Origin of the sequence: Streptomyces sp. NPDC085524 (genome assembly GCF_044541755.1) — a bacterium.
Lineage (GTDB): Bacteria > Actinomycetota > Actinomycetes > Streptomycetales > Streptomycetaceae > Streptomyces.
Window position 1 is genome coordinate 63894 of record NZ_JBITTH010000015.1, and the last position, 16431, is coordinate 80324.

Annotated in this window: 16 protein-coding genes; 5 read left to right on the top strand and 11 right to left on the bottom strand. The window is 74.0% G+C overall.

What is annotated here, in order from left to right:
- Positions 1 to 48: 48 nt before the first annotated feature.
- Positions 49 to 1266: an aminotransferase class I/II-fold pyridoxal phosphate-dependent enzyme gene (locus ACIGFK_RS23315; protein ID WP_376657409.1), complete on the bottom strand. Its 1218-nt coding sequence runs from the start codon at positions 1264 to 1266 to the stop codon at positions 49 to 51.
- A gap of 111 nt (positions 1267 to 1377) precedes the next feature.
- On the bottom strand, positions 1378 to 1950 hold the full coding sequence (locus ACIGFK_RS23320; protein ID WP_376657388.1) for a TIGR03086 family metal-binding protein: 573 nt from the start codon (positions 1948 to 1950) through the stop codon (positions 1378 to 1380).
- Between the two features lie 204 nt (positions 1951 to 2154).
- On the opposite strand from ACIGFK_RS23320, the gene ACIGFK_RS23325 reads away from it, so the two are divergent.
- Together ACIGFK_RS23325 and ACIGFK_RS23330 are read left to right on the top strand one after the other, a co-directional pair.
- Positions 2155 to 2970 carry a class I SAM-dependent methyltransferase gene (locus ACIGFK_RS23325; protein ID WP_376657410.1) on the top strand — a complete coding sequence of 272 codons (816 nt, stop codon included), beginning with the start codon at positions 2155 to 2157 and terminating at the stop codon, positions 2968 to 2970.
- A 68-nt stretch (positions 2971 to 3038) separates the two neighbouring features.
- Positions 3039 to 3581 (top strand): hypothetical protein, encoded by a 543-nt coding sequence (locus ACIGFK_RS23330; RefSeq protein ID WP_376657389.1) that lies wholly within the window; start codon positions 3039 to 3041, stop codon positions 3579 to 3581.
- Between the two features lie 163 nt (positions 3582 to 3744).
- Here the strand turns inward: ACIGFK_RS23330 and ACIGFK_RS23335 are convergent, their stop codons facing one another.
- Both ACIGFK_RS23335 and ACIGFK_RS23340 read right to left on the bottom strand, forming a co-directional pair.
- Entirely contained in the window at positions 3745 to 5706 is a 1962-nt protein-coding gene (locus ACIGFK_RS23335) for a DUF5107 domain-containing protein (protein WP_400053410.1), read from the bottom strand.
- Positions 5707 to 5770: 64 nt separating this feature from the next.
- Positions 5771 to 6352 (bottom strand): GNAT family N-acetyltransferase, encoded by a 582-nt coding sequence (locus ACIGFK_RS23340; RefSeq protein WP_376657391.1) that lies wholly within the window; start codon positions 6350 to 6352, stop codon positions 5771 to 5773.
- Between the two features lie 7 nt (positions 6353 to 6359).
- Between ACIGFK_RS23340 and ACIGFK_RS23345 the strand changes: the two genes are divergently transcribed.
- The gene (locus ACIGFK_RS23345) at positions 6360 to 7115 is read left to right on the top strand and encodes a hypothetical protein (RefSeq protein ID WP_376657392.1); all 756 of its coding nucleotides are present in this window, start codon (positions 6360 to 6362) and stop codon (positions 7113 to 7115) included.
- Here ACIGFK_RS23345 and ACIGFK_RS23350 read toward each other — a convergent pair.
- From ACIGFK_RS23350 to ACIGFK_RS23375, 6 genes are all read right to left on the bottom strand, one after another.
- Positions 7091 to 7336: a LapA family protein gene (locus ACIGFK_RS23350; protein ID WP_400053412.1), complete on the bottom strand. Its 246-nt coding sequence runs from the start codon at positions 7334 to 7336 to the stop codon at positions 7091 to 7093. The two genes, ACIGFK_RS23345 and ACIGFK_RS23350, sit on opposite strands and share 25 nt — an antisense overlap.
- 33 nt (positions 7337 to 7369) lie before the next feature.
- Positions 7370 to 9358, bottom strand: a complete 1989-nt coding sequence (locus tag ACIGFK_RS23355; RefSeq protein ID WP_400053414.1) for a prolyl oligopeptidase family serine peptidase — start codon at positions 9356 to 9358, stop codon at positions 7370 to 7372.
- Between the two features lie 13 nt (positions 9359 to 9371).
- Positions 9372 to 10715 (bottom strand): M20/M25/M40 family metallo-hydrolase, encoded by a 1344-nt coding sequence (locus ACIGFK_RS23360; RefSeq protein WP_376657394.1) that lies wholly within the window; start codon positions 10713 to 10715, stop codon positions 9372 to 9374.
- Between the two features lies 1 nt (position 10716).
- The gene (locus ACIGFK_RS23365) at positions 10717 to 11550 is read right to left on the bottom strand and encodes a M55 family metallopeptidase (RefSeq protein ID WP_400053416.1); all 834 of its coding nucleotides are present in this window, start codon (positions 11548 to 11550) and stop codon (positions 10717 to 10719) included.
- Positions 11551 to 11799: 249 nt separating this feature from the next.
- A complete protein-coding gene (locus ACIGFK_RS23370; RefSeq protein ID WP_376657396.1) occupies positions 11800 to 12243 on the bottom strand; it encodes an SRPBCC family protein in 444 nt (147 codons plus the stop codon).
- Positions 12244 to 12324: 81 nt separating this feature from the next.
- Positions 12325 to 13152 (bottom strand): hypothetical protein, encoded by an 828-nt coding sequence (locus ACIGFK_RS23375; RefSeq protein WP_400053419.1) that lies wholly within the window; start codon positions 13150 to 13152, stop codon positions 12325 to 12327.
- A 114-nt stretch (positions 13153 to 13266) separates the two neighbouring features.
- Between ACIGFK_RS23375 and ACIGFK_RS23380 the strand changes: the two genes are divergently transcribed.
- The gene (locus tag ACIGFK_RS23380) at positions 13267 to 14298 is read left to right on the top strand and encodes an Rv2578c family radical SAM protein (RefSeq protein ID WP_376657398.1); all 1032 of its coding nucleotides are present in this window, start codon (positions 13267 to 13269) and stop codon (positions 14296 to 14298) included.
- Between the two features lie 112 nt (positions 14299 to 14410).
- A complete protein-coding gene (locus ACIGFK_RS23385) occupies positions 14411 to 15991 on the top strand; it encodes an alpha/beta hydrolase (protein ID WP_376657399.1) in 1581 nt (526 codons plus the stop codon).
- On the opposite strand, the gene ACIGFK_RS23390 is transcribed toward ACIGFK_RS23385, so the two are convergent.
- Positions 15988 to 16347, bottom strand: a complete 360-nt coding sequence (locus ACIGFK_RS23390) for a hypothetical protein (RefSeq protein ID WP_376657400.1) — start codon at positions 16345 to 16347, stop codon at positions 15988 to 15990. The genes ACIGFK_RS23385 and ACIGFK_RS23390 overlap by 4 nt on opposite strands.
- Positions 16348 to 16431: the final 84 nt, after the last annotated feature.

A 16431-nucleotide genomic window follows, 5' to 3' on the forward strand; every position in this document is an offset into this window, starting at 1 on the left:
AAGTCTCCGTTCACCGGTTCGCGTCGGTCGGGCGGGCTGGGGAGGGGGTCAGGCCAGCCCCGTCAGGACCGATCCGAGGAGGTCCAGGGAGCGCCGTACGTGCGGGAGCGCCAGCGGATCCCGGGCGGTGAGGGCGGCCAGCCGTTCCTCGGGGGTGGCTCCGAGCAGCGGCCCCGTCGACAACCGCACGCGCAGCGCGCCGAGTTCGTCCGCGAACCGCTGTCCGCCCGGTGTGGGCGCGCCCAGCCGGGCTCCGAGCCAGTCCTCGAGTTCCATCGCGTCGCCGACCCCGTGGCGGGCGAGTCCGGCCCGCAGGGGCGAGAGGTCGGCGTAGAGGTGGCGGCCCGCCTCCGGCGGCCGGGCCAGCGCCCCGGCCCCGAGCAGCGTGCGGTGCGCGGCGGCGGCCACGACCCCGTGCAGGGCGGCCGCATTGCGGGCCCGTGCGGCGACGGCGTCGGGTTCGCCGAGGGCGTGCGCGGCCGCTCCGGCGACGGGGCCGGCGACGAGCGCACCGGTGGCGGTGAGCACGTCGAGGGTGCGGGCGCGCAGCCAGGTGCCGCGCCCGGTGTCGGGGAAGCGGAGCACGGCCGCGGGCCAGCCGGCGGGGAGCAGCGCACCGGACAGGTCGAGGAGGACGGCCGCCTGTTCGGGGAGCATCTCGGCGGGGCTCAGCACCAGCGTGTCGCCGGGCCGGTGCACGGTGTCGCGCCAGCTCTCGTCGCTGACGACGAACAGTCCGGCGGCTTCGGCGGCCTCGCAGGCCTCGCGCAGCATCTCGGGCGGCGGGACGGTGGCGGTCGGGTCGTCGGCGACGGAGAGCAGCAGCACCCGGGGGTCGCCGCCCTCCGCGCGCACCCGCCGTACGGTCTCCAGCAGGGCGTACGGGTCGGGTACGCCGCCGCACTCGGCCGGGGTCGGCACGTGGTAGGCCCGCCGTCCCAGCAACCGGACCTGCGGGGTCCACCAGGCGGGACAGGGCCTCGGCAGCATCACGTCGCCGCCGAAGGCTCCGAGCAGGGCGAGCAGCAGGGCCGGGGCGCCGGGGCCGGCGGCCACGTCCTCCGGGGCGGTGGCGAGCCCGCGGCGCCCCCAGTGCAGGCAGGCGGCCTCGCGCAAGGCCTGCCCGCCGCCGGGGGCTTCGGGGGCGGAGCGTCCGGCGGCGGAGGCGAGCACGGCGAGGAGCTCGGGCAGCACGGGGAGGCCGGGCTGGGGTGCGGGCGGGCCGTACCGGACAGGGCCACGGCCCTCCGCCGCCGTGCGCTGCATCCCCGCCACCGCTTCCCGCCTTCCGCGCTGGAGCCGCCCGTCTCACCCGACGCTGCCCTTTATACGATTATTCAGGGGAACATGCCCGTTATAGCCGTCCCCCGCCCGGGGTCAGCCCTTCCGCCCGAGCAGCGCGAGCAGCCTGGTCTGCGCGTTCGCCCCGGCCGGAACCTCCAGCGGCTCGGCGTACATGCCGCTGGCCGCGAGCCCGTCCGCGTACGGCATGACCTCCTTGATGGAGAACTCGACGAGGTTGTCCGGGAGCCGTTCGTCGGCGCCGATGCCCCGGGAGAGGTCCCAGGTGTGCACGACGCAGTCGGCGGTCAGCTCGGAGCAGTACGCCATGGCGAGGGCGGGCCCGTACGAGAGGCGCACCGTCCGCTCCAGCGCGCCCGGTGCGGCGAAGGCGGCGTGCGCGGCGGCGGAGGCCGCCTCCCAGGCCGCGAGCGGGTCCTCGCCGAGCACGTCCCCGGAGAAGGCGTCGCCGAGCTCTTCGACGGTGCGACCCTCGGTGACCAGCGGCGGGATCCAGAGCTGCTCCCCCACGACGTGGTTGGCCAGCGCCCGCACGTCCCACTCGGTGCACGGGGTCGGCGCGTCCCACTGGCCGTCCTCGACCGCGCGCAGCCGCTCGCCGAACAGCCGGAGCGCCTGGGCGTGGAACTGGAGCAGCGTCTCCGGCATGCCCCTCACCGCCTTCCGCTGCGGGGTCTCCCGTGATTCCCGTATGCGGCCCACTCTCCTCGCACCTCCATTTCCCTGCCACCGGCCGAGCCGCTCCCCTTGCGCGACAAGGCTCGTGTCCACATGTCAAAACACAGATCTCATATGACGACATGATCCTTTACGGTGGGGACACAGCAGCGCTTCGACGACGAGGAGTACGCGATGAACGCCCACGAGACGGCCGTCTACACCCACGGCCACCACGAGTCGGTCCTGCGCTCGCACCGCTGGCGCACCGCGGAGAACTCGGCGGCGTACCTGATCGGCGAGCTGCGGCCGGGCATGTCCGTACTGGACGTGGGCTGCGGTCCGGGCACGATCACGGCGGACCTGGCGGAACTGGTCGCCCCCGGCGGCAGCGTGACGGCGGTCGACGCGGCCGAGGACGTCGTCGGACAGGCCCGCGCGTACGCGGCGGAACGCGGGGTGACGGGCGTGCGGTTCGGGACGGCGGACGTGCACGCGCTGGAGTTCCCGGACGACTCCTTCGACGTGGTCCACGCCCACCAGGTCCTGCAGCACGTGGGCGACCCGGTGCAGGCGCTGCGCGAGATGCGCCGCGTGTGCCGGCCGGGCGGGATCGTGGCGGCGCGGGACGCCGACTACGCGGCGATGACCTGGTATCCCGAGGCGCCGGGCCTGGACGCGTGGCAGGGCCTGTACCAGCGGGTGGCCCGGGCCAACGGCGGCGAACCGGACGCCGGGCGCAGGCTGCGGGCGTGGGCGCGGGCGGCGGGCTTCACGGAGGTGGCCGCCGGCGCGACGAACTGGGTCTACGCCACCCCGGCGGAGACGGCATGGTGGTCGTCCCTGTGGGCGGACCGCACGACGGCCTCCTCGTACGCGGCGATCGCCACCGGGGGCGGCCAGGCCACCACCGCCGACCTGGAGGCCATCGCCTCCGCGTGGCACGAGTGGGGCGCGGACCCCGACGCCTGGTTCATGGTCCCGAACGGCGAGATCCTGTGCCGGGCCTGACCCCGCCCCGGCGGACACGGTGCGAGGGGTGCTGATCGATTGATATAGCGTGCCCACGTCAAGAATTCGTGAGCACGCCCCTGGGGGACTCCCACATGACCTACCCGCCGCAGCAGGGCCCCGGCCCCTACCCCGGCCAGCCCGGCCCGTACGCGCAGCAGCCGCCGCAGGGATACCCGCCCCAGCCCGGGCCGGGATTCCCCCAGCAGGGGCAGCCTCCGTACGGCGGCACCCCGCAGCAGTGGTCCGCCCCGCCGGCGCCGCCGGCCCGGAGCGGGGGCATGGGCATCCTGAAGAAGCTGAAGATCGTCGGCATCGTGATCGCCGTGATCGTCGTCGCGGTCGGCTACTTCCTGAGCCAGGACGACGCCGACCACGCGAAGGCCGGGGACTGCCTCAAGAACAACGGCACCCAGGTCAGCCCCGACCTGCAGGTGGTGAAGTGCGGTGACGCCAAGGCCACGTACAAGGTGGTCGAGGTGATCCCCGACACGCTGGACAGCGGCAAGTGCGAGGGCAAGTCGGACACCGGCTACTACGAGCAGACCAGCGGTTCCCGGCGCAGGTCGGGCAAGCAGTTCGTGCTCTGCATCAACGAGATCAAGAAGTAGCGGATCCCGCGCCTCGGACGCCGGCGGAGCCCCGGGTGCCGCGCAGCGGCACTTCCAGCACCGCCAGGGGCACCTCCCAGCGGCGGCCGGGGAGTTCGGGGCGCGGAGTTCGGGGGCGGAGCTCCTGACAACGGCGCCGCGCCCGGCCCCGGCCCCCGGCGGGCTACGGCCGCATGCGGAAGTCGTAGCGGGGCGGGAGCGCGCAATCGGTGATCGCCGACCAGACCTCCGCCAGGGTCTCCTCGCCCTCCCGCAGGTCCGCGACCGCGAACCCGTCGTCGAACACCCGCCGCGCCGCGGCGACGTGCCCCTCCGCCGCCAGCAGCCGCGCAGCGAGGAGCCGGAAGCGGCCCTGTTCGCGCAGGGCCGGCCGGAGCCGGTCCCAGACCGACCGCGCCCCCGCGAGCCGGCCGGCCGCGAGCAGCGCCGCCATCGCCTCCCGCCCCAGCGCGGACTCCGCGGCCCTCCACGCCTCGCCGCCCCGGCTCTCCGCCACCAGGTCCTCGAAGGCCGCCGCGTAGCCGTCCGCGGCCCGTTCCGTCGCGCCGGTCAAGGCGTCGGCCGCCGCCAGGCACCGCAGCAGCGGCCACCTCGACGGCGCCAGCGCCAGCCCGCGCTCCCAGCTCCGTACCGCCTGCGCCACGTCCCCGGCGTGCCACTGCGCCACGCCGAGGTGGTACTCGGTCAGGGGATCCGCCGGGGCGGTCTCCAGCATGTCCCGCCAGTGCGTGCCCACCAGGCTCGGACCCGGCGGCGCCACCCGCCGCGGGGCGGGGAAGACGCCCGTGCGCCACAGCTCCGCCCACGGGGCCTGTTCCTCGCCGAGCCCGGCCTCCTCGAAGGGGGTGCCCGGCAGTTCGAAGCCCCCGCACATCACTTCCAGCGCGCCCCAGCCCGAGCCGGCCGCCAGCCGCTCGCCCGGTTCGGTGTCCGCGCATTCCCGCCACGCCTTGTACGCCGCCTCCACCCGCTCGCCCGGCAGCGCCCGGGACAGCGCCTGCTCGGCCGCGCCCCGCGCCGCCGCCCAGTCCGCGCCGTGCACGGCCGCCGGGTCCGCCGACAGCGGGCCGTACGCCTCGAGCCAGCTGAACTCCGCGCCACCCTCAAGCCGTACGTGCTCCAGCTGGGTCCGGGCCAGCCCCGCCTGGATCTCCGCGTACCCGCCGGTGCCCGGCTCGGTCAGCCACTCCTGCCAGCGCCGGCCGCCCCCGCCCGCGCCCCACACGAACAGCTTGCGCCCGCGCAGCCGGGCGGTGGAGGTCTGGGCCAGCCCGTGCCCGTCCGCGTCGAGCGAGGCGATCCAGGGCCGGGCCCCTTCCTCGACCTCGTAGAAGAAGTCGGCCGGGTACTCGCTGCGCAGCGGGTACGTGCGGTCCGCGCCCTCCCACTGCGGCACGGGGATCCGCCGCAGCGCGCGCTCGTAGCCGAAGTGCCAGGCCTCGTCCGCGGGGGCGAGGACCCGGGTGCCCCCGTCCTCGGGGACGGCGGTGTTGGACCACCAGTACACCGGCGCGGGCCGCTCGTGCGGGTTGCGCACGCGGACGCCCACGTACAGGAACTCCGATTCCCCGGGCAGCCACAGGTCCACCTGGAAGGGCAGGTCGCGCAGCCGCTCCCACTCCCAGAGCCTGACCATCACGCCCCCGTCCGGGGCGGGCACGAGCGCGGCGTGCAGCGGTTCGCAGGACAGGGTGGTGTGGCCGGTGGCCCCGATGTTCCACTCGATGCCGCCGGAGAACCAGGCGCCGTTCAGGGCGAAGTTCGCGGGCTGGAACACCGGGTTGCGGTAGAGCAGTTCACGCCCGGTCGGCAGGTGGACGAGCGAGTGGATCCGGCCGCCGAGCCCCGGGAGCACGGTCACCCGCAGGTGCTCGTTCTCGATGACGACCGACTCGAACTCCGTCTCGGTGCGGTCCCGCCCGTATCCGTCCCGGATCCGGGCGGGCAGCAGTGAGCGCAGCGGCTCGTACCCGAGCTGGCGCGCCATGTCGCGGGGCATCCCCTGGCGGGAGCGGTCCTCCAGCGCGTGCACCTCGTCGGCGGTGCGCAGCGCGGGCAGTGGGTTGTCCGGGCCCAACGGGGCGGCGGGAAGGGTCAGTACGGCGCGTCGGACGGTGGTGGCCATGGGGAAATGGAACACGCCGCGGCGGCCGGTGCACAGGGGTTCCGCGGATCACCACCGGTCAGGATTACGCAAAGGCCTCCGCGGTGATGGCCCAGCGTTCGTGGTCCCGCCAGGCTCCGTCCACGTACAGGAAGTCCGGGGAGAGCCCCTCCAACCGGAAGCCCGCGCCCCGGACCAGGGCGATCGAGGCGGCGTTGCCGGGCTGGACGTTGGCCTCCAGGCGGTGCAGCCCGAGGCCGTTCGCGGTCTCCGGGGCGAACGCGTGCACGAGGACCAGGCCGAGGGCCTCCCGCATGAGCCCGCGTCCGGCGGCGTGCGCGAAGGCCCCGTAGCCGAGGGCCCCGCACTGGAAGGCCCCGCGGACGATGTTGTTGACGTTGACGAAGCCCGCGATGGCGCCCGTCTCCCGCTCGCACACGAGGAACCCGGTGCAGCTCCCGCCCTCGGTCAGCCGCGCCGCGTAGGGCTCGTACTCCTCGATCGTGGCGGGCGGGAACAGCCACGGGCGGTGCAGCTCGCGGCTCTCGTGCGCCCGCGCGGTGAACTCGGGCCCGTCGGCCGCCCGGTAGGGGCGCAGGCCCACGTGGGCGCCCTCGCGGAGGTAATGGAAAAAGGTCACGGCCCAAAGGTACGTGTATGACACCATCACCCGCGTGACCAACGATGATCTCGACACGCCGCTGCGCCTGGCGGTGCTGAACAACGCCCTTTTCTGCCACGCGGTCTGCCGGGCGCACGGCCTGCCGGCCGACTTCGACGACGAGTACTACTGGCTCAGCACCAGCCGGACCCCTCCGCTGTACCCGGACGCCGTGACCCTGAGCCCGGAGACGGTGGCGCAGAGCCTGCTGCAGTGGATGGACACGGACAGCCCCGGCTGCTCGGTGAAGGACAGCTTCGCCAACCTGGATCTGGAGGGCGACGGCTTCGAGGTCCTCTTCGATGCCCAGTGGATGCACCGTCCGGCGGGGGTTCCCACGGCGGGCGGCACCCCCTCCGGCCTTGAGTGGAGCGAGGTCGCCGGCGAAGGGGAGCTGGCGGCCTGGGAGGCCGCCTGGGACGGTGGGGAGAGCACCGGGCTGTTCCGCCCGGTCCTGCTCGGCGAGGAGATCGCCTTCCTGGCGGGCCGCCGCGACGGACGCATCGTCGCCGGGGCCGTGGTGAACCTGGCCGCGGGGGTCGTCGGCGTGTCGAACCTGTTCGCCCATGACGAGGCCGACACCGACGCCGCCTGGACCGGCGCGCTCACCGCGGCCGCCGTCCGCTGGCCGGGGCACGACGTGGTCGGCTACGAGTCCGGGGACGACCTCGCCACCGCCGTCCGGCACGGCTTCACCCCGATCGGCCCGCTGCGGGTCTGGCTGCGCACGAGCGAGCGCACCCGCTACCTGCGCCGCCGGGAGAGGTAGAGCCCGCACAGGAAGCCCAGCACGGCCGCGATCAGCAGGGCGACGTACAGGGGCAGCGTCACCTGCGGGATCCACAGCCGGATCTTCGTCGGCCTGGTGTTCTCGAAGACGAACCACAGGGTGACCACCACAAGCGCCCCGTAGAGGGCGATGCGGGTGCGGTTGCGGGAGAGCGGCCCGCGGTGGTGGCCGGAGCCGCCTTTGGAGGTGTCCGGGGTCATGGACCCATGATCCGGCCGCGGCGGCCGCCGGGCTCAGTCGTGCAGGGCCAGACGGGGGACGTCCGTACGGTCGATTCCGAACACCTGCGCGTACAGCGACAGTTCCGCCTCCAGCGCCCGGACCATCGTCTCCGCCCGCCGGAACCCGTGCCCCTCGCCCGCGAAGGTCACGTAGGCGTGCGGCACCGACCGGCCGCGCAGCGCGGCCAGCAGGCGTTCGGCCTGGCTCGGCGGGCAGACCGGGTCGTCCAGCCCCTGGAGCAGCACGAACGGGGCGGTGATCCGGTCGGCGCGGGCCACCGGGGAGCGCTCGCGGCACAGCACGGGAAGCGTCTGCGGGGGACCTGCGAGGCCGTCGATGTAGCGGGACTCCAGGTCGTGGGTCTCCTCCGCGAAGCCGAGCAGGTCCAGCACGGGGTAGATGATCGCGGCGCAGGCGTAGAGGTCGGTGGCGGCCAGCGAGGCGGCCGCGGTCCAGCCGCCCGCGCTGCCGCCGCGGATGGCGAGCCGCCCGGGGTCCGCCGTGCCCTCGGCGGCCAGTGCCCGGGCCACCGCCGCGCAGTCCTCCACGTCGACGACGCCCCACTGCTCGCGCAGCCGCTCCCGGTAGGCGCGGCCGTAGCCGGTGGAGCCGCCGTAGTTCACCTCGACGACGCCGATGCCGCGCGAGGTGAAGTACGCGATGTGCAGGTCGAGTACGGGCGGCACGTGGTCGGTGGGGCCGCCGTGCGCCCACACCACGTACGGGGGCAGTTCGTCGGCGGCGGCCCGGCAGGCGGGGTGGTGCGGCGGGTAGACGTGGGCGTGGATCTCCCGGTTGTCGGGACCGGGGAAGGTGCGGCTCTGCGGTTCCGGGTAGTACGCCGGGTCCACGGGGTCCGCGGCCTGCGCCCCCACCACCCGGGCGTGCCCGGTCGAGGTGTCCAGTTCCACGACCTCGTAGGCGCTGCGCGGGCTGGCGGCGACCCCGTAGACCCGGGTGCCGCTCACGGCGAGCGCCGGCTGCCAGGCCGTCCACGGCCCGGAGGCGTCGACGAGGTCGCCGCTGTCCGGGTCCAGGATGCCGAGCACCGAGGAACCCTGCCCGTGCAGGACGGCGACGAGTCCGTCCTCCAGCGGGGCGAGCCAGCGCAGTCCGGGCTTCCAGAGCGCCCCGCCGAACTCCTCGTCCCGGGGACAGAGGTTGACCGCCTCTCCGGTCTCCCGGTCCACGCGGTACGGGTTCCACCAGCCGCCGCGGTCGCTCACCGCGAGGAGGCTCCCGCCGGCCGTCCAGTCGGCCTGCGCGACGGCCTCCTCGGGGCCGCCGAGCACGGTCCGGGCCCCGGTCAGCCGCCCGTCCGCGGTGATGCCGGCGAGCTTCAGCTCCGTGCCGTCCCAGGGCATCCGGGGGTGGTCCCAGACCAGCCAGGCGGCGTGCCGGCCGTCGGGGGAGATCCGGGGCCCGGTGGCGAACCGGTGCCGGTCGTCGTAAAGCTCCCGCACGGCGGTGCGGTCCTCGGCCGCCGACCCGTCCAGCGGTACGGCGGCCAGGACGCGGCGCACGTCGGTGGGGGCGGGCCCGGTGAACTCCTCCAGCACGCACCAGGCCTCGCCGCCGCGCAGCACCGGGTCGGCCCAGCGCAGCCCGCCGCCCACGCGCGAGACCGGGGTGAGCGGGCGGGCCCGGGGGCCGCCGGGCGCGTCGGGCTCGTAGGCGTACAGCCGCTGGTCGGCGAAGTGGACGAAGACCAGCAGGGGGCCGCCCGACTCCCGTTCGGCCCCGGCCCAGGGCAGCCCCCCGTACTCGGTGAACCTGCTGCGCACGTTCCACGGTGCGGGCAGCTCCGTGATCTCGGGGCGGCCGTCGACGGTGCGGCGGCGCACGAGGGTCCGGCGGCCGGCCTCCCGCGGCCGGGGCTCGGTCCACCACACCTCGGGGCCGACCGTGCCGACGTATTCGGGCCGCCCGTCGAGCGAGGCGGCGAGGGCGGCGTCGATGGGCGAGGGCCAGCTGCCGTAGGGCAGGGTGGGCACGGCCATCACCGGGCCCGGTTCACAGGGCGCGCAGTGCGCGGTCGAGGACGCGGACGCCGAAGTGCAGGGCGTCGACGGGGACCCGCTCGTCCACTCCGTGGAAGAGGGCCCAGTAGTCGAAGCCGGGCGGCAGCTTCAGCGGGGAGAAGCCGTAGCCGGTGATGCCGAGCCGGGAGAACTGCTTGGCGTCGGTGCCGCCCGCCATGCAGAAGGGCACCACGTGCCCGTCCGGGTCGAACCGCTCGACCGACTCGCGCAGGACCGCGAACGTCCGCCCGTCCACCGGGGCCTGGAGGGCGACCTCGCGGTGGTGGAACTCCCAGTGCACGTCGGGTCCGGTGAGCTCGTTCAGGGTGGCGATGAACTCGGCCTCACCGCCGGGCACCATCCGGCCGTCCACGTAGGCGGTGGCCTCGCCGGGGATCACGTTGAGCTTGTAACCGGCGCTGAGCATCGTCGGGTTGGCACTGTTGCGGACGGTCGCGTCGACGAGGAGGGCGGCCGGGCCGAGCTTGCCGAGGACCTCGTCGAGGTCGAATCCGGGCCGTCGCGGATCGACCGACAGGCCCTGGAGGGCCGCGAGTTGGACGATGCAGGCGGTGACGGTGTCGGTGAGCCGGACCGGCCACTCGTACTCGCCGATCCGCGCCACGGCGGCCGCGAGCCGGCTCACGGCATTGGCCCGGTTGGGCTTCGAGCCGTGTCCGGCGGTGCCGGTTGCGGTCAACTTCAGCCAGGCCGTGCCCCGTTCGCCTGCGGCGATGGGGTAGATGGCCTGGCCGGGGGCGGGGTGCACGGTGAAGGCTCCCGATTCGCCGATGCCCTCCGTGCAGCCCTCGAAGAGGTGCGGGTGCTCGTCGGCGAGGAATCCCGAGCCGTCGACGGCGCTGTCCTCCTCGTCGGCGGTGAAGGCGACCACGATGTCCCGGCGCGGCCTGACTCCCGCGCGCGCCCAGGCCCGTACGACGGCGAGCACCATCGCGTCCATGTTCTTCATGTCGACGGCGCCGCGTCCCCACACCACTCCGTCGCGGACCTCGCCGGAGAAGGGGTCCACGCTCCAGTCGGCGGCCGCGGCCGGGACCACGTCGAGGTGGCCGTGGACCAGCAGGGCCTCGGCGGAGGGGTCGGTGCCCTCGATCCGCGCGACCACGTTGGTCCGGCCCGGGGTGCGCTCCAGGAGCACCGGCTCCAGTCCGGCGGCGGCGAGCCGCTCGGCGGCGTACTCGGCGGCGGGGCGCTCGCGGCAGTCCCCGCCGCCCCTGTTGGTGGTGTCGATGCGGATGAGGCCCGAGGTGAACTCGACGACCTCGTCGAGGGCCACCCGGTCGACGGAGGTGTCCTCGCTGTTGATTGCGTGCATGTCAGCCATACTGCTCCTCCACCGCCGCCGAGACGACCGTCGTGACCGCCTTGAAGGTGCGGATCCCCTCGAACATCGTCCCGCTGGTGTACGCGACCCTGCGCTCCCCGGACCGCTCGACGCCCGGGACGACGGTGGCGGCCATGGACAGGTGCTCGGCGTCGAACTCCAGCTCCACGGTGTGGGGCCCGCGCAGCACGGGGTCACGGCGGCCGGCCAGGGCCGTGGCCTCCTTGGCGGCGGCCCGGATGTCGGCGGCGGTACGGGCGGGGGTCCGGCAGACGGCGGCGTAGCGCGAGACGTGGTCCTTGACGGCGACGGTCAGCGCGTCGGGGGCGTAGCCGGCGGCGTCCTGGCAGGTCAGGTCGTCGCCGGTCACCAGGATGACGGGGACTCCGTACTCGGCGACGACACGGGCGTTCAGCAGCCCCTCGCTCGCGCGGGTCCCGTCCAGCCAGACTCCGGTGATGGAGTTGGCGAGGTAGGTGTGGGCGAGCACGCCCTCGGAGCCTGCACCCGTGTGGTAGCCGACGAAGGCGATGGCGTCGACGTCGCCGTGCTGGACGCCCTCGACCATGGAGAGGGACTTGTGGCGGCCGGTGAGCATCTCGGCGCGGGCGTCGAGGCGCTCCAGCAGCAGGTTGCGCATGGTCCAGTGCGCCTCGTTGATGACGACCTGTTCGGCCCCGCCGTCGTAGAAGCCGAGGACGGCCGCGTTCACGTCGGAGGTGAACATCCCCCGGCAGCGCTCCCACTGCGGTGTACCGGGCAGCACGTCTGCGGGCCAGGTGACGCCGGTGGCGCCTTCCATGTCGGCGGAGATGAGGATCTTCATCGGGCCCCCGGGCGGTCGGTTGCGCGGTCACGCGGGCCGCGGGCGGCACGCGCAGGGCCCAGCCTAGGCCGTACCCTCCGGATCCCGCCCACCCCGCGCCGCGCACGATCCCGACGGCGCGGGGGTGTCACACGGGCCGCCCCGCCGAGCACGCGCGTTCGACGCCCTGGGGGGACGCCCCGGCGGCGCGGGACCCGCGGAAACCACCCGATCCGGTGAGCCCCCGCGCCTGCGCGGGAACGAGCCGGCTCAGCCCTCGACTTCGGCGGCCAGGTTGGCCAGCACGCTGTCGTAGATCCGGCCGAGGCCCTTGGGGGCGAAGGTGCGCTCGAAGAAGCCGCCGATGCCGCCGGCGCCGTTCCACACGGTGGAGACCACGGCCTTGGACTTGCCCTCACCGGCCGGGGTGACCACCCAGGTGGTGACCATGGAGGAGTTGCGGTCCTTCTCCACCAGCTGCCCGTCGGTGGGCTCGGTGACCTCCAGCAGGCAGTCCCGTACGCGCTTGCTGGTGGCCTGGAGCTTCCAGTGCACCAGCGTGCCCTCGCCGTCGCCGCCCTCGCGCACCTCGTACTCGCTGAAGTGCTCGGGCAGCAGCTTCCCGCGGGTCCCGGTGTAGTCCGCCAGCGCGTCGAACACGGTCTCCGCGTCGGCCGCGATGATCCGCTCCGTGGTGGCCTCGACCTGCGCCATAGCTGTTCCTCCAGCAGTTGTGTCCGCTCGTCACCGCGAAGCCAACCACCTCCCGGGCGGGGGCCCAAATCCGGGTCCGGGTCAGACGTGGCAGCGCAGGTACACGAGGAGCGTGTCGTCCGGGAGGCCCGCCAGATATCCGGGCGTGCCGTACTCGTCCGCCGTCGGCGGGGTGTGGGGGCAGGTCGCGGGGTCGTCGCAGGCACCGTGCAGGGGCGGGTCCCCCTCCTCCCACCACCAGCCGTCGAGCGTGAGCAGGTTGGCCGGCCGGTCGGCCCGGCGCGCCTCGGTCGTGACGTACTCCTCCCGGGTGCGCTCGCCGATCCACCGGCGGGGATCGGCCGTGCCGAGGAAATGGGACCGGAATTCCTCGAGGCCGGGGGCGATCGACAGCCCGTCCGCCCACCGGGCGAAGGCCTCGGCAGGCGTCTGCGCGAGGTATGCGGCGAAGATCGGTGCGCACGCCTCGCGGTAGGCGCCGTAATCGGTTCCCGGCACGTACTCCGGGCAGAAATCCGCCCACGGCCGGCCGGGCGGGTGTTCGCGCACGAGCTCCTGCCAGCCGTCCCAGGTGATGCCGGCGAGGCGCACGGCACGCTCGCGGGCCTCGCCGACGACGAGCAGGCCGCGCGGGCCGCCGGCACACCAGCCGGGCAGGCTGGGCCGGACGACGCCGTCCCGGAGCAGGTGGTCGTGGACGATGCGGGGATCTTCCTCCTGGCCCGGCCGGATCCGGTAGCCGTACCCGTCGGCACCGCCGGTGATCACCCAGTCGTCCCAGATCCACAGGTCGGCCGAGTACGGGCGTGAGCCTTCCGTCCGGAAGGGTTCCATCGCCTCCGCGACCGCGTCCTCCAGCCGGTCCCGGGCCTCGCCCGGGAGGCACACCGTGAGTCTGTATCCCGCCATGCGGCGCAGCTTTGCACCTCCAGAACCGCACTGACCAGCGAATTTCCCCGTCCGCACGATCATGGGAACGTTTGTTCTATTCTCGGCGGCAGCCAGTACCGAGGGAGGCGCACCATGCGCTGGGACAACCTGACCGAGGGCCCGAAGGGGCCGGCCGCGCTCTTCGGGGCCGACACCGTCGTCACCCGTACCTTCGACACCCCGGAGTTCCGGGGGATCACCTTCCACGAGGTGCGGGCCCGGTCGATCGTCAACCGGGTGCCGGGGGCCTCACGGATGCCGTTCGAGTGGACCGTCAACCCGTACCGGGGCTGCTCGCACGCTTGTGTCTACTGTTTCGCGCGCAACACCCACAGCTACCTCGACCTCGACACCGGCATCGGCTTCGACTCCCAGATCGTCGTCAAGACCAACGCCCCCGACCTGCTGCGCCGCGAGCTGGGCTCGCGCCGCTGGACCGGCGCGCACATCGCCATGGGCACCAACGTGGACTGCTACCAGCGTGCGGAGGGCCGCTACCGGCTGATGCCGGGGATCATCGAGGCGCTGCGCGACCACGCCAATCCCTTCTCGATCCTGACCAAGGGGACGCTGATCCTGCGCGACCTCCCGCTCCTGCGGGAGGCCGCCGCGGTCACCGAGGTCGGGATCTCCGTCTCCGTCGGCTTCACCGACACCGCCCTGTGGCGGACCGTCGAGCCCGGCACCCCCTCCCCCGCGGGCCGGCTGAACGCGGTGCGGACCCTGACCGACGCCGGCATCGAGTGCGGGGTGCTGATGGCCCCGGTGATCCCCTTCCTCGGGGACTCGCCGGAGCAGCTGCGGGAGACGGTCCGGGCCGTCGCCGAGTCCGGTGCCACCTCCGTGACACCCCTGGTACTCCATCTGCGGCCCGGGGCGCGCGAATGGTTCACGTCCTGGCTCGCGGCACACCATCCGCACCTGGTCCCCCGCTACGAGCGGATGTACGCCGGCGGGTCGTACGCGCCCACCTGGTACCAGCGGCAGATCACCCGCCAAGTCCACGAACTCGCGGACGAATTCGGCATCGGGCCCGCCCGGCGCGGCTCCGCCCGCCCCGTCCTCGTACCGGAGCGCCCGGACGGCCCCGCGCCCGCCGGGGCGACCCAGCTGACGCTCCTGTGAACTCGTACGGCCCCTGAAGCCTCATCACATCGGGCCAATAAGCACTCCAATCCCGCCTTCCGGGCCCGGTTTCCGGGACGATTCCGCCCAGAACCCCTGGCTGGGAGGCCCCATGCTCCACCCCTTGAAGAAGCGCGCCGCCGTCCTGATGTCGATCTCCACCGCAGTGGTCGCCGCCGCCCTCGCGAGCCCGGTCACGGCGGCGCCCGCCGCGCCCGCCGGCGAGGCGACCGCGCGAGTCCCGGCCCTCACCTGGACCGGCTGTGCGACCTCGCGCTACCCGACGCTGCAGTGCGCCTCCCTCAAGGTCCCGCTCGACCACGACCGGCCGGAGGGGCGGCAGATCTCCCTCGCCCTGACCCGCGTCCCGCACACCGCCGCCACCTCCCAGGGCCCCCTGCTGGTCAACCCCGGCGGCCCCGGCGGCAGCGGTCGCGGGCTGGCAGGGTTCGTCGCCTCCGCCCTGCCGAAGGAGGTGGCCGCCCAGTACGACGTGATCGGCTTCGACCCCCGGGGCGTCGGCAAGAGCGAGCCCTCGCTCGACTGCGGGGCCGGCCACTTCGCCACGGTGCGCCCGGACTCGGTACCGCGCGACGCGGCCACCGAGCGGGCCAACCTGAAGCGGGTGCGCTCCTTCGCCGAGTCCTGCGGGACCAAGCACGCGGACGTGCTCCCGTACATCGGCACCGTCGCGGCCGCCCGCGACATCGAGGTGCTGCGCGGGGCGCTCGGCGCGGAGCGGATCAGCTACTTCGGCTACTCCTACGGGACCTACCTGGGCGCTGTGTACGCCAAGCTCCACCCCACCCGCGTGCACCGGCTCGTGCTCGACTCCGTCGTCGACCCGGGCGGGGTCTGGTACCAGGACAACCTCGCCCAGGACCAGGCCTTCGACGCCCGCCACAAGGCCTTCCTGGCCTGGGTGGCCGAGTACGACGCCACCTACCGGCTCGGCACCGACCGGACGGTGGTCGAACGGCGCTGGTACGAGATGCGGGACGCGCTGCGCAAGGCCCCGGCGGGCGGCAAGGTCGGCCCGTCCGAGCTGGAGGACACCTTCATGCCGGGCGGCTACTACAACGGGTACTGGCCGAACCTCGCGGCGGCCTTCGCGGCGTACATGGTGGACAAGGACCCGAAGCCGCTGGTGGCGGCGTACGAGCGGTTCGGCGCGGTGGAGCCCTCTGCGGGCAACGCGTACAGCGTCTACACGGCGGTGCAGTGCCGGGACTCGGCGTGGCCGAAGGACTGGAACGTGTGGCGCAGGGACATGTGGCGCACCCACGCCAAGGCGCCGTTCATGACCTGGAACAACGCCTGGTACAACGCCCCCTGCGCCTTCTGGCCCGCGCAGCCGCTCCAGGCCCCGGACGTGACGAACGCGGAGCTCCCGCCGGCCCTGCTGCTCCAGGCGACGGAGGACGCCGCGACCCCCTTCGGCGGGGTGCTGAGCATGCGGGACAAGCTGAAGGGCTCGGCCCTGGTGGTCGAGGAGGGCGGCGGCAACCACGGCATCTCGCTGGCCGGCAACAAGTGCCTGGACGAGAAGGTGGCGGCGTACCTGAGGACGGGCACGGCCTCGGACGCCACCTGCGCGGCCCAGCCCGCCCCCACCCCGGCCGCCGCGACCCGCGCCGTACCCGCGTCCGCCGGCGGCGCGGCCCTCCACGGCCTGCTGGGCTACCGGGGCTAGGCCGGGCCGCCGTCGTGTCCTGCGCGCCGGGCGCGCAGGACACGCGTCAGCCGGGTGATGCCGTAGCCGAGGAGCCAGGGCAGCAGGGTGATGGCGCCGACGTACACCCAGAGGACGGCGAGGAAGTCGTCCAGCCACCCGTACCGGCTCACGCGCTCCCAGGGCAGCACCAGGTTCGCCGTCATCACCCCCACCGGCAGGGCCGGCAGGAGCCAGGACCACAGGCGCGGCCAGAGGCCGGGGCGGTGCGCGCACCACCACCCCGTGAGGCCCATCAGGAAGGGGCCGAACGGAACCCAGAGCAGCGCCGGGATGAGCAGCACCACCCACCAGTCGTCCGAATACCCGAACATCATCGGCGCCCCCCGAAGTCGTTCCGTCCCGGGGCCTCCTCCCCCGTCCGAACGCCGTTTGAACCTGTTCAGTCCAGTGGACTTGAA